This window comes from Kitasatospora papulosa (assembly GCF_000717245.1).
In the GTDB taxonomy this organism is placed as follows: Bacteria; Actinomycetota; Actinomycetes; order Streptomycetales; family Streptomycetaceae; genus Streptomyces; species Streptomyces papulosus.
Genome location: NZ_JNYQ01000015.1, coordinates 140,835 through 153,642 on the forward strand (window position 1 = coordinate 140,835; position 12,808 = coordinate 153,642).

Consider the following 12,808-nt stretch of genomic DNA (forward strand, 5'->3'; position numbering starts at 1 on the left):
GTATTCGCAGGTCAGATGGCATGTTGCGGTGTCGTGCCCTTTGCCGCCAAGAGGCACGACACCCTACCGATCAGATGTCCCGGAAGATCTCGATCTGCGCCCCCACCGAGTTCAGCCGCTCCGCGAGTTCCTCGTACCCCCGGTTGATCACGTACACGTTGCGCAGGACCGACGTCCCCTCTGCCGCCATCATCGCCAGCAGCACCACCACCGCCGGTCGCAGTGCGGGCGGGCACATCATCTCGGCGGCGCGCCAGCGGGTCGGGCCCTCGACCAGGACGCGGTGCGGGTCCAGCAGCTGGAGCCTGCCACCGAGGCGGTTGAGGTCGGTGAGGTAGATCGCGCGGTTGTCGTAGACCCAGTCGTGGATCAGGGTCTGGCCGTGAGCGGAGGCCGCGATGGCCGCGAAGAACGGCACGTTGTCGATGTTCAGGCCGGGGAACGGCATCGGGTGGATCTTGTCGATGGGGGCCTCCAGCTTGGAGGGCCGGACCGTCAGGTCCACCAGCCGGGTGCGGCCGTTGTCGGCCGCGTACTCCGCCGTGCGGTCGCAGTCGACGCCCATCTCCTCCAGGACGGCGAGCTCGATCTCCAGGAACTCGATCGGGACCCGGCGGATCGTCAGCTCGGACTCCGTCACCACGGCGGCGGCCAGCAGGCTCATCGCCTCGACCGGGTCCTCGGAGGGGGAGTAGTCGACGTCCACGTCGATCTCCGGCACACCGTGCACCGTGAGCGTCGTCGTCCCGACGCCCTCGACGCGCACGCCGAGCGCCTCCAGGAAGAAGCACAGGTCCTGGACCATGTAGTTGGAGGAGGCGTTGCGGATGACGGTCGTGCCGTCGTGCCGGGCGGCGGCCAGCAGGGCGTTCTCGGTCACCGTGTCGCCGCGCTCGGTCAGCACGATGGGGCGGTCCGGCCGGACCTCGTGGTCGACCTGCGCGTGGTACAGCCCGTCGGTCGCGGCGATCTCCAGGCCGAAGCGGCGCAGCGCGATCATGTGCGGCTCGATCGTCCGCGTACCGAGGTCGCAGCCTCCGGCGTACGGGAGGGTGAAGCGGTCCGTGCGGTGCAGCAGCGGGCCGAGGAACATGATGATCGAGCGGGTCCGGCGTGCGGCGTCCGCGTCGATGGCGTCCAGGTCGAGCTCGGCGGGCGGCAGGATCTCCAGGTCGACGCCCTCGTTGACCCAGCGGGTGCGTACGCCGATGGAGTTGAGGACCTCCAGGAGCCGGAAGACCTCCTCGATGCGCGCCACCCGGCGCAGGACCGTGCGCCCCTTGTTGAGCAGGGAGCCGCAGAGCAGCGCGACACACGCGTTCTTGCTCGTCTTGACGTCGATGGAGCCGGAGAGCCGGCGTCCGCCGACCACGCGCAGATGCATGGGTCCGGCGTAGCCGAGCGACACGATCTCGCTGTCGAGGGCTTCGCCGATGCGGGCGATCATCTCAAGGCTGATGTTCTGGTTGCCGCGCTCGATGCGGTTGACGGCGCTCTGGCTCGTGGCGAGCGCCTCGGCGAGCTGACTCTGTGTCCAGCCACGATGCTGGCGGGCGTCACGGATGAGCTTGCCGATACGTGCGAGGTAGTCGTCTTCCATGGCTGCACGCTATCTCAGATATGAGATGAAGATCGCGCCGGGGTGTGCGGTTCGGGTGACGACCGGCGTGTCGACCGGGTGCCGGGCCGTGGGCGGGCGCCTGTGTGAAGCATCAGGCCCCCGCCCGCGACCCGGCGTGCGGTGTTACGCCGACCAGGTGAATCAGCCGCGGCGGCTGCGCTTGGTCGTCTTCCGCCAGCCGAAGGGACCGGGCAGGTCCATCGACGTCGTGCGCCGGCCGGTGCTGCTGTGCGTGCGCTTCGGGCCGTGCCGTCCGCCCGTCGTCACGGACCACGAGCGGCGGTTGATGTTCAGCCGGACGCCCGGAAGGATCTGGAAGCTCTTGCGGAATGTGAGCGGCATCTGCGCCTCCTCTGTCAGGAGTACGCGTATCCCGAACCGGCCGTGTCATGCGCGCGACCGGGCGGGTTCGTGCGACCGAACCGGCCGTGTCATGCGCGCGACCGGGCGGGTTCATGCGCACGAACCGGCCGGGTCTTACGCGCGAACCCGCTGGGTCCGTACGCGCGACCCGGCCGCCGGGTCATGCGGGCAGTGTGCGTACGGGCTCGTCCGTGCTCGCGCCGCGCGGACCCCGCTGCCGGTGCACGGCCGGTGCGGCGGCCGTGCTGACGGGGTGTCGGCCGACCGGGTCCGGCCCTCGCCGGGCGTTGGCCAGGGGGGCCGCCACCAGCCACCCCGTCGCCTCGTAGAGCGCGCGGCCCTCGGCCGACGACGCCAGCAGGCCCACCGTGGCGCCCCGTTCGGAGGCCGCCGCGGTGAGGGCGGCCATCACCACCCGGCCGAGCCCCAGGCGCCGGTGCGCCGCGTGGGTCTCGACCTTGTCGACGACCGCCGTGGTGCCGTCGACCGCGATCTGGCCGCGTGCGGCGCAGGTGCCGTCCGGGGCGTGCACCCGCGCGTGGGTGACCCCGGCGCCGGTCCAGGTGTGGAGCCGGTAGCCGTCGCGGAGCGGGGCCGGGGCGCCGGCGGACCCCAGCGTGGTCGACATCAGGAATCCGGGCGCGCCGGGGAGCGACCAGCCCGGCGTGATCCAGGAGGCGAGCGAATCGGCCGGTACGAACGCCTTGAGCCAGGCGCCCGGGAGGGTGTGGCTCCCGGTCAGCTCGCGCACGGTCGTCTCGTCGGCGGCCGGCAGGACGTGGTTCGTGGAGTTCGCGGGGGGCCCGGTGATCACGGTGAAGCCCCAGGGTGTGGACCTCGGTTCGCCGGCCCCGCGTGAGAGGGCCCAGCCGTGGACCCATGCCCGCACGGCCTCGGTGGTGTCGGTGAAGTGCACTGCGCGTTCTCCGGGCGGGGGTGGGTAGTCGTCGGTGTACGGCTTGCGCGCCGCGCGCCCTGGAGTGCTGCGCACGGTGAGCTCTCGTCACGCTACGGCGCACGGGACCGGCCGTACCGCCGAGAGCGCGGCCCGACGGATTCGGACGGGATCCGTCCGGCCCCTGGTCGTGGCCGTGCGTCATCGCGGAGTGGCGCCGGACACGGACTCCCGGGCATGACCGCGCGGCGGCGATGTACTAGAGTTATCTCGACATCGAGATATCTGCCGAGGCGCACCGCAGCCGCCGTTCAGTAAGGGTTACCTAACTAATCCTTACCTTAGCGGATGGTGGGGGCCGCAGGCGGCGCCGGCCGCACATGAGGCGCGGCGCGGTTGAACGCGCACATTGAAGAAGGAGACTGTCGTGTCGGCGAACAGCTTCGACGCCCGCAGCACGCTGCGCGTGGGCGACGAGTCGTACGAGATCTTCAAGCTGGACAAGGTCGAGGGCTCCGCGCGCCTCCCTTACAGCTTGAAGGTGCTGCTGGAGAACCTGCTCCGCACCGAGGACGGCGCGAACATCACCGCCGACCACATCCGGGCGCTGGGCGGATGGGACTCGCAGGCCCAGCCCAGCCAGGAGATCCAGTTCACGCCGGCCCGCGTGATCATGCAGGACTTCACGGGCGTCCCCTGTGTCGTGGACCTCGCCACCATGCGTGAGGCCGTCAAGGAGCTCGGCGGCGACCCGGCGAAGATCAACCCGCTGGCTCCGGCCGAGCTGGTCATCGACCACTCCGTGATCGCCGACAAGTTCGGCACCAACGACGCGTTCGCGCAGAACGTCGAGCTGGAGTACGGCCGCAACAAGGAGCGCTACCAGTTCCTGCGCTGGGGCCAGACCGCCTTCGACGAGTTCAAGGTCGTCCCCCCGGGCACCGGCATCGTCCACCAGGTCAACATCGAGCACCTGGCCCGCACGGTCATGGTCCGCAACGGCCAGGCGTACCCCGACACCCTCGTCGGCACCGACTCGCACACCACCATGGTCAACGGCCTCGGCGTGCTGGGCTGGGGCGTCGGCGGCATCGAGGCCGAGGCCGCGATGCTCGGCCAGCCGGTCTCCATGCTCATCCCGCGCGTCGTCGGCTTCAAGCTGACCGGCGAGCTCCCGGCCGGCACCACCGCCACCGACCTCGTGCTGACCATCACCGAGATGCTCCGCAAGCACGGCGTCGTCGGCAAGTTCGTCGAGTTCTACGGTGAGGGCGTCGCCGCCACCTCCCTCGCGAACCGCGCCACCATCGGCAACATGTCCCCGGAGTTCGGCTCCACCGCCGCGATCTTCCCGATCGACGACGAGACGCTGAACTACCTGCGCCTGACCGGCCGCGACGCGCAGCAGGTCGCGCTCGTCGAGGCGTACGCCAAGGAGCAGGGCCTCTGGCTCGACCCGGCCGCCGAGCCCGACTTCTCCGAGAAGCTCGAGCTCGACCTCTCCACGGTCGTCCCCTCCATCGCCGGCCCGAAGCGCCCGCAGGACCGCATCGTCCTCGCGAACGCCAAGGCGCAGTTCGCCCAGGACGTACGCAACTACGTCTCGGACGACGAGGAGGCGGGCAAGGAGTCCTTCCCGGCCTCCGACGCCCCGGCCGCCTCCAACGGTGTCCCGACGAACCCGGTCACGGTCACCGCCCCCGACGGCACGACCTACGAGATCGACCACGGCGCCGTCACCGTCGCCGCGATCACGTCCTGCACCAACACCTCGAACCCCTACGTCATGGTCGCCGCGGCGCTCGTGGCGAAGAAGGCGGTCGAGAAGGGCCTGACCCGCAAGCCGTGGGTCAAGACCACCCTCGCCCCGGGCTCGAAGGTCGTCACCGACTACTTCGACAAGGCGGGCCTGACGCCGTACCTCGACAAGGTCGGCTTCAACCTCGTCGGCTACGGCTGCACCACCTGCATCGGCAACTCCGGCCCGCTGCCGGACGAGGTCTCCAAGGCCGTCAACGACCACGACCTGGCCGTCACCTCGGTGCTCTCCGGCAACCGCAACTTCGAGGGCCGGATCAACCCCGACGTCAAGATGAACTACCTGGCGTCCCCGCCGCTGGTCGTCGCGTACGCCCTCGCCGGCTCGATGAAGGTCGACATCACCAAGGACGCCCTCGGCGTCGACCAGGACGGCAAGCCCGTCTTCCTCGAGGACATCTGGCCCTCCGAGGCCGAGGTCAACGACGTCGTGGCGAACGCCATCGGCGAGGACATGTTCAACAAGTCCTACCAGGACGTCTTCGCGGGTGACGCCCAGTGGCAGGCGCTGCCGATCCCGACCGGCAACACCTTCGAGTGGGACTCCGAGTCCACCTACGTGCGCAAGCCCCCGTACTTCGAGGGCATGACGATGGAGACGACCCCGGTCGAGGACATCACCGGCGCCCGTGTGCTCGCCAAGCTCGGCGACTCGGTCACCACCGACCACATCTCCCCGGCCGGTGCGATCAAGGCCGACACGCCGGCCGGCAAGTACCTCACGGAGCACGGCATCGAGCGTCGTGACTTCAACTCCTACGGCTCGCGCCGTGGCAACCACGAGGTCATGATCCGCGGCACGTTCGCCAACATCCGCCTGCGCAACCAGATCGCGCCGGGCACCGAGGGCGGCTACACCCGCGACTTCACGCAGGCCGACGCGCCGGTGTCGTTCATCTACGACGCCTCGCAGAACTACCAGGCCGCGGGCACCCCGCTCGTGATCCTCGCGGGCAAGGAGTACGGCTCCGGCTCGTCCCGCGACTGGGCGGCCAAGGGCACCGCGCTCCTGGGTGTCAAGGCCGTCATCGCCGAGTCCTACGAGCGCATCCACCGCTCGAACCTCATCGGCATGGGCGTCCTCCCGCTCCAGTTCCCGGAGGGCCACACCGCCGAGTCCCTCGGCCTGACCGGCGAGGAGACCTTCTCCTTCACCGGCGTGACCGAGCTGAACGACGGCACCACGCCGCGCACCGTCAAGGTCACCACCGACACCGGTGTGGAGTTCGACGGCGTCGTCCGCATCGACACCCCCGGTGAGGCGGACTACTACCGCAACGGCGGCATCCTGCAGTACGTCCTGCGCAGCCTGATCCGCAAGTAGGCGATCGGGAAGTGAGCGAAGGGCCGCACCCCCGGGGTGCGGCCCTTCGCCCGTCAGGTCCTCTCGTCCGGGCCACACCGGCCTGGCCCGGACGAAAGGCTCTAGGCTCGAAGGTCTGATGAAGAACAACCTCACCTCGCAGGCCTCCAAGGCCGGACACGAGTCCGTGCGGCGCCACAACCTGAGCCTGGTCCTGCGGACCGTCCGTGACGAGGGCGAGGTCACCCGCGCCCGGGTGGCGAGCCTCGTGGGGCTGACCAGGGCCGCCGTGTCCTCACTCGTCGAGGAACTGCTCGCACTGGACTGCCTCAGCGAGTCCGGCAAGACCTCCAGCGGCTCGGCCGGGCGCCCCGGCACCGTCCTCAAACTCTCCCGCACCGGCCCGGCGGGGCTCGGCGTGGAGATCAACATCGACTACGTCTCCGTGTGCGCCGTCGACCTCACCGGCACCGACCGCGTCCGGGTCACCGAGCACACCGACCACCGGAACGTCCCGCCCGCCGAGGTCCTGGCCCACGCCGCCCGGCTCACCAACCGGGTCATCGCCTCCACCCGGGAACAGGAACTACGGGTGGTCGGCGTGGAGCTGGCGCTGCCCGGCCTCGTCTCCGGCGGCGTCGTCCGGCAGGCCCCTAACCTCGGCTGGAGCAGGGTCGCGGCCGAGGGCATCTTCGGACAGGCGCTCAGCACGCTGCGCCCGGCCGGGCGGGCGCTCGCCGTGGGCTCCGACAACGAGGCCAACCTGGCCGCCCTCGCCGAGCTCTGGTTCGGCGGACTCGGCGGCGTACGCACCTTCCTCTATCTCACCGGTGAGATCGGCGTGGGCGGCGCTCTCGTGGTGAACGGTGAAATGCTGCGCGGCGCCCACGGGTTCGCCGGCGAGATCGGCCACGTCGTCGTCGACCCCGAGGGCCCGCTCTGCCGGTGCGGAGCCCACGGCTGCCTGGAGCAGTACGCGGGCCGGGCGGCCCTGCTGCGCGCGGCCGGGATCGATCCCGCCATGGGCGTACGCGGAATCGCCGAACTGGAGCAGCGCGCCGCGGCCGGGGAGAAGCGGGCCGTCACCGCGCTGCGCGAGGCGGGGGACCGGCTGGGCGTGGTCCTGGCCGGGGCGGTCAACCTCTTCGACCCGGAGGCGGTCGTGCTGGGCGGGATCTACCGCAGCCTGATGCCCTGGCTGGAAGGACCCGCGGACGCCCAGCTCACCGCCCGGGTCGTCTCCGGCCGCTGGCACGAGAACGGCAGCCGGCTGCGGGCCTCGTCCCTCTCCGGCGACGCGGCACGGGGCGCGGCGGCCCGGGTGGTCCATGACGTCCTGGGCAACCCGGCGGCGTTCGCGGTGCGTTGACCGCCGGGTCGCACACAGTCGGGGGTGCCGGTCAGATGATGCGGAAGGGCTGGCCGCACACGACGTTGACGCCCCCGTCGGTCAGGCACTCCTGAACGGTGACCGGCCCTATGAGCGTGAAGCTGTCCTTCGTGACGACCCCCTGGCCCGATGCGCTGACGCTGGTGAGGACCTCGCCGCCGTCACCGCTCCGGGAACGGATGTTCACGCGGGCGCCGCGACCGTCGTCCGCGGTGTCCTTGACGGTCGCACCGACGGAATAGGTGTGGATCTCGGCGGCGGCGATCCAGGTGCCGGTGGCCTGCACGCCGGCCACGTCCGCGACCGTGCCGGCGGCGGTCCACGGGTTCTGGGCGACGGCGGCGCCCGCCGTCTGTGCGAACAGTCCCACGGTGAGGAGTGCGGCAGCCGCGAGCGCTGCCGAGATCTTCGGTGCGGTGGTGACGGGCACGGGAGTACTCCTAGGGTTGAGGCCTGACTCGATCACCGCCCCGGGCCGGCCGGTGACGGCCCGGACGCCGACGCCTGCCCCCTGAGGCGTCATGAACGTACACCTGAGTGCGGTCACCGGTGCCGGACGTCATGGGAATCGAGCCAATCCCGAGGAGTGCCCGCACGCCGGGCCCGGCCACGTGCGGAACGCCGTCCGGGGGCGTACGCGCGGAGTGTCCACGCGTACGCCCCCGGACGTGAGGCTTCGGCCGGTCAGGCCCTGTGCGCCGCGATCAGCTGCTGGTACCAGCGGTAGCTGTCCTTCGGGGTGCGCTCCAGGGTGTCGTAGTCGACCCGGATGATCCCGAACCGCTTCGCGTAGCCCAGCGCCCACTCGAAGTTGTCCAGCAGCGACCACACGTAGTACCCGCGTACGTCGACACCGGCGTCCATCGCCGCGCGCAGCGCCGTCAGGTGGGTGCGCAGGTACTCCACCCGGTCCGCGTCGTGGATCGAGCCGTCCGCCTCGACGCTGTCGAACTCCGCCGAGCCGTTCTCCGTGATGTGCACGGGCGGCAGGGCGTCACCGTACGTCTGCTTCAGCACGGTCAGCAGGTCGGTGAAGGACTCCGGCACGACCGGCCAGCCCATGGCCGTCCTGCGGACGTCCGGGTACTGGCCCTCCGCGTACCGGTTGTCCGTGGCCACCCGCAGCGCCGGGTCCGCCTCGCGGTGCGGTGCGGCGCCGACGACGATCGGCCGGTAGTAGTTGATGCCCAGGAAGTCCATCGGCTGGGAGATCAGCTCCAGGTCGCCCTCGCGGCGGAAGTCCTGGCCGGTGATCAGCTCGCCCCAGGTCTCCTCCTCGGTGGCCGGGTAGCGCCCCGCGAGGAGCGGCTCGGTCCACACCAGGTTGTGCTGGGTGTCCGCCCGGACGACGGCCGCGAGGTCGGCGTCCGACTCGGTCGCCGGGACGTTGCGGTCCAGGTTGAGCGTGATGCCCGCCTCGCGGACGCCCGCCGCGCGCAGCGCGTTCATCGCGTGCCCGTGGCCGACCAGCAGGTGGTGCGCGGCGGCCAGCGCCCCGCGGCCCTCCTGCGCGCCCGGCGCGTGCCGTCCCACCGAGTAGCCGAGGAACGCGCTGCACCAGGGCTCGTTGAGGGTGATCCAGCGCGGCACCCGGTCACCGAGGTGCTCGGCGACGATCGCCGTGTACTCGCCGAAGCGCTCCGCCGTCTCCCGCACCCGCCAGCCGCCCTTGTCCTCCAGGGCCTGCGGCAGGTCCCAGTGGTAGAGCGTGGCGGCCGGCTCGATGCCCGCCTCCAGCAGCGAGTCGACGAGCCGGGAGTAGAAGTCCAGCCCCTTGGGGTTGACCGCGCCGCTGCCCGTGGCCTGGATCCGGGACCAGGCGATCGAGAAGCGGTACGACTCCACGCCCAGGTCGCGCAGCAGCGCCACGTCCTCCGGGTAGCGGTGGTAGTGGTCGCACGCGACGTCACCCGTGTCGCCGCCGTCCGTCCGGCCGGGCGTGTGGCTGTAGGTGTCCCAGATGGACGGGCCGCGGCCGTCTTCCTCCACGGCGCCCTCGATCTGGTACGAGGCCGTGGCCGCGCCGAAGACGAATCCGGGCGGGAAGACCGGGAAGTCACTCATGGGAACCCTTACTTGACCGAGCCACCGGTGATACCGGCGGCGATGTACTTCTGGGACAGGACGAGGAGGACGGCCGCCGGCACCGCCGAGAGCACCGAGGCGGCCATGACCGAGCCCCAGTCGCCGACGTGTGCGCCGATGTACTGGTAGATCCCCAGCGTGATCGGCTTGACGTCGTCCGTGGTGTTCAGCGTGAGCGCGAACATGAAGTCGCTCCACGCGTAGAGGAACGAGAACAGCCCGGCGGTGATCAGCGAGTTCCGGCTCATCGGCAGGACGACCTGGAGGAACGTACGGACGCGGCCCGCCCCGTCGACCTCCGCGGCCTCGATGACCTCACGCGGGATCGACACCATGAACGAGCGCATCAGCACGATCGCGAAGGGGATGCCCAGCGAGGCGTCCGCGAGCATCAGGCCGAAGTAGGAGTTGACCAGACCGAGGTCCACGTAGGCGCTGTACAGAGCGTTCGCGATGACGATGCCCGGCACCATCTGCGTGATGAGCGTCCCGAAGACGATCGTCCTGCTCCCGCGCAGCTTGAACTGCGCCAGCCCGTACGCCGCCGGTGCGGAGATCGCCAGGCAGATGGCCACGGCGCCCAGTGCCACGGCCAGCGACGTCAGCAGGTTGGTGCCCTGCTCGGTGATCGCGGACGTGAAGCCGGAGAAGTCGATGCCCGTCGGCACCGGACCCACGTCGACCAGGCTCGCGTCGGGCTGCAGCGCGGTGTTGATCATCCAGTACAGCGGGAACAGCATCACCGCGAGGACGACGACGCCGAAGGCGGTCGCACCCCAGCGGCGCTTGGGCCGGTGGACGGCGGGAGCCGGGGCGGCGGGAATCTGGGTGGTGGTCGCCATGCCGGTCACTTCCCCTCGTTGCGGTTGACCCGCAGGTAGAACACCGCGAAGACGGCGGAGATCAGGATCAGGATGTTGCCGACCACGGCACCGGCCCCGAAGTCCATCTGGACGAAGGAGTTCTGGTACGTGAGCGTGCCGAGCGTCTGGGTGGAGTCGGCGGGCCCGCCGTCCGTGAGCGCGAGGACCAGGTCGAGGATCTTGACCGTCGACATGAAGCCGAGCACCAGTACCACGGTGATCACGGGCTTGAGCATGGGCAGGGTGACCGAGCGGAACGTGCGCCAGGCGGACGCGCCGTCGAGTGCGGCGGCCTCGTTCAGCTCCTTGGGGACCTCCTGGAGGCCGCCGTAGAGGATCACCATGTTGAACGGGATGCCGATCCAGATGTTCACCAGGATCACCGAGGTCAGCGCCATGCTCGTGCTCGTCAGCCAGGGCGTGTCACCGGGAAGGCCGACGGTGCCCAGGAAGCTGTTGAGGACACCCGTGTCCTGGTCGAAGATGCGCCGCCACACGATGCCGGAGACCACCATCGGGACCAGCCACGGCAGCAGGATCAGCGAGCGCAGTATCCCGTTCAGCGGGAAGCGGCGGGTGAAGAAGACGGCGAGGGCCAGACCGATGCAGAACTGGCCGACGAGCGATCCGACGGTGAAGAGGATCGTCTGCCACAGGGCCTTGCCGAACAGCCCGTCGCCGAAGACGTTGCTCCAGTTGTCCGTGCCGTTGAACGGCGCCTCACCGGTGAAGAACGTGGACGGCGAGTAGTCCTGGAAGCTCATCACGATGTTGCGGACGAGCGGGTAGCCGAAGAACAGCGCCATGAAGATCACGGCCGGGGCGATGAAGCCCCACTGGGCGAGCGATTTGCGGCGCTTGGCGCTCCGCGGGTTCACGGGCTTCTTGACCGCGTCGGCCGCGGGGGCCTCCGGGCCGGTCGGCAGCGCGGCGGCCGAGGCTGTGGTGGATGACATGGTTCGTTACCTCAGTTCCCGCTCGTGACCTGCTGCTGGGCACGCTTCAGAGCGGCCTCGCTGGACGCGCCGGTGAGCGCGGACTGGAAGGCGCTCTGCAGGGCGAGCGACACGGACGACCACCGGGCGCCGACCTTCGCGGTGCGCGAGCGGGCCGTCGAGACCTGGCCGGCCAGGGCCGCCAGCTCCGGTGCCTTCGTACGCCAGACGGCGGCGGCCTTGCTGTTCGCGGGGACCATCCAGCTGTTCAGGGCGTAGGTGATCTGCTCCTGCTCGCCCGCCATGCAACCGATGATCTCGGCGGCCTTCTTCTCACGCTCGGTGTCTCCGGTGTTGGGCACGGTCAGCACACCGCCGCCCAGCGGGCCGACCGAGTCGTCGCCCGCCTCGGGCACCGGGATCTCGGCGATGCCCCAGTTGAGGCCCTTCCGGGCGTTCAGGGTCTCGACCTGCCACGGGCCGTTGATCATCATGGCCGCGTTGCCGGCCATGAACTGGTCGTTCACGTCGGCCTGGGTCCAGTTGACCGTGGACTTGGAGAGGGAGCCGTCCTTCAGGAGGGCCTTCCAGTAGTCCAGGGCCTCGGCGACCTCAGGGGTGTCGAGCTTCGACTCGTCACCGCCGTTGGACCACATGAAGGGGGTGAACTGGAAGACGCCGTCCTCCGCGCCGCCGGCGCTCAGCGCCAGGCCGTACCGCTTGCCCTGGGTCAGCTTCTTCGCGGTCGACTGCATCTCGGCCCAGGTCGTGGGCACCTTCAGCCCGGCCTTGTCGAGGGTGTCCTTGTTGTAGAACAGCGCCAGGGTGTTCACCGTGCGCGCGGCCCCGTAGTACTTACCGTCGAACGAGCCGAAGTCGACGATCCCCTCGGGGATGTCCGTCGTGGTCAGCCCGAGGTCCTTCAGCGGGATGAGCCCGCCGGCCTCGGCGAACGTCGGCATCTCGGACGCGTCCAGCTGGAGGACGTCCGGCAGCGACTTGGAGGACGCCATGCGCAGCGCCTTCGTCATCAGCTGGGACGCGGGCACGCTCTGCTGCTCGATGGTGATCCCGAGCTGCTTGCTGCAGCGCTTGAGGGTGTCACCGTCCCAGCGGTGGTACGACTCGTCGGTCGAGGAGTTCATGACGGTGAAGACGTCCTCGTCCCGCTGCTGGGCGCAGCCCGACAGAACGGTGCCGGCGACGATCGCGGAGACGACGGTGAGGGGGACGGCGATCCGCCTGGTGCGGCGGCTGCGGCGGCGGATCCGTCCGTCCGGGGAAGGTTCTGTCACGGTGGTGCCCTTGCGGTAAGAGGGTGGCCGGGCCCATGGGAACGCTCCCACGGGGTTGTCGTCAAGCCCTTGCGCGGATCCGGCGGTGTCACGGCAGGGAGGGGCGGGGTGCCCGGTGGTGCTTTCCGGACACCCCTGGTGCGTGGTGGGGTCAGCGGACGCCGAGGAGGTGTTCCATGGCGAGCTGGTCGAGGGCTTCGAAGGCCATGGAGCGTTCCGCGGCGGCGGTGGCGTCGAAGT

General features: G+C 70.2%; 10 protein-coding genes. 2 read left to right on the top strand and 8 right to left on the bottom strand.

What is annotated here, in order from left to right; translation table 11 throughout:
- Positions 1-70: 70 nt before the first annotated feature.
- The 3 genes from IA22_RS0129205 to IA22_RS0129215 form a co-directional block, all read right to left on the bottom strand.
- Positions 71-1,600: a helix-turn-helix domain-containing protein gene (locus tag IA22_RS0129205; protein ID WP_030125329.1), complete on the bottom strand. Its 1,530-nt coding sequence runs from the start codon at positions 1,598-1,600 to the stop codon at positions 71-73.
- A gap of 162 nt (positions 1,601-1,762) precedes the next feature.
- Entirely contained in the window at positions 1,763-1,963 is a 201-nt protein-coding gene (locus IA22_RS0129210) for a DUF4236 domain-containing protein (RefSeq protein WP_014153378.1), read from the bottom strand.
- 181 nt (positions 1,964-2,144) lie between these two features.
- A complete protein-coding gene (locus tag IA22_RS0129215; protein ID WP_234434689.1) occupies positions 2,145-2,975 on the bottom strand; it encodes a GNAT family N-acetyltransferase in 831 nt (276 codons plus the stop codon).
- A 331-nt stretch (positions 2,976-3,306) separates the two neighbouring features.
- On the opposite strand from IA22_RS0129215, the gene acnA reads away from it, so the two are divergent.
- Together acnA and IA22_RS0129225 are read left to right on the top strand one after the other, a co-directional pair.
- A complete protein-coding gene (gene acnA / locus IA22_RS0129220; protein ID WP_015579222.1) occupies positions 3,307-6,021 on the top strand; it encodes an aconitate hydratase AcnA in 2,715 nt (904 codons plus the stop codon).
- Between the two features lie 118 nt (positions 6,022-6,139).
- Positions 6,140-7,369: an ROK family protein gene (locus IA22_RS0129225; protein WP_030125331.1), complete on the top strand. Its 1,230-nt coding sequence runs from the start codon at positions 6,140-6,142 to the stop codon at positions 7,367-7,369.
- Between the two features lie 31 nt (positions 7,370-7,400).
- On the opposite strand, the gene IA22_RS0129230 is transcribed toward IA22_RS0129225, so the two are convergent.
- The 5 genes from IA22_RS0129230 to IA22_RS0129250 all read right to left on the bottom strand — a co-directional run bounded on the left by IA22_RS0129230 (position 7,401) and on the right by IA22_RS0129250 (position 12,568).
- Positions 7,401-7,913, bottom strand: coding sequence for a hypothetical protein (locus IA22_RS0129230; RefSeq protein WP_245229613.1), 513 nt, complete (start codon positions 7,911-7,913; stop codon positions 7,401-7,403).
- A gap of 161 nt (positions 7,914-8,074) precedes the next feature.
- Positions 8,075-9,454, bottom strand: coding sequence for a GH1 family beta-glucosidase (locus IA22_RS0129235; protein WP_015579224.1), 1,380 nt, complete (start codon positions 9,452-9,454; stop codon positions 8,075-8,077).
- A gap of 8 nt (positions 9,455-9,462) precedes the next feature.
- Entirely contained in the window at positions 9,463-10,317 is an 855-nt protein-coding gene (locus IA22_RS0129240; protein WP_014153372.1) for a carbohydrate ABC transporter permease, read from the bottom strand.
- A gap of 5 nt (positions 10,318-10,322) precedes the next feature.
- Positions 10,323-11,294, bottom strand: coding sequence for a carbohydrate ABC transporter permease (locus IA22_RS0129245; RefSeq protein ID WP_030125333.1), 972 nt, complete (start codon positions 11,292-11,294; stop codon positions 10,323-10,325).
- Between the two features lie 11 nt (positions 11,295-11,305).
- Positions 11,306-12,568 carry an ABC transporter substrate-binding protein gene (locus IA22_RS0129250; RefSeq protein WP_014153370.1) on the bottom strand — a complete coding sequence of 421 codons (1,263 nt, stop codon included), beginning with the start codon at positions 12,566-12,568 and terminating at the stop codon, positions 11,306-11,308.
- Positions 12,569-12,808: the final 240 nt, after the last annotated feature.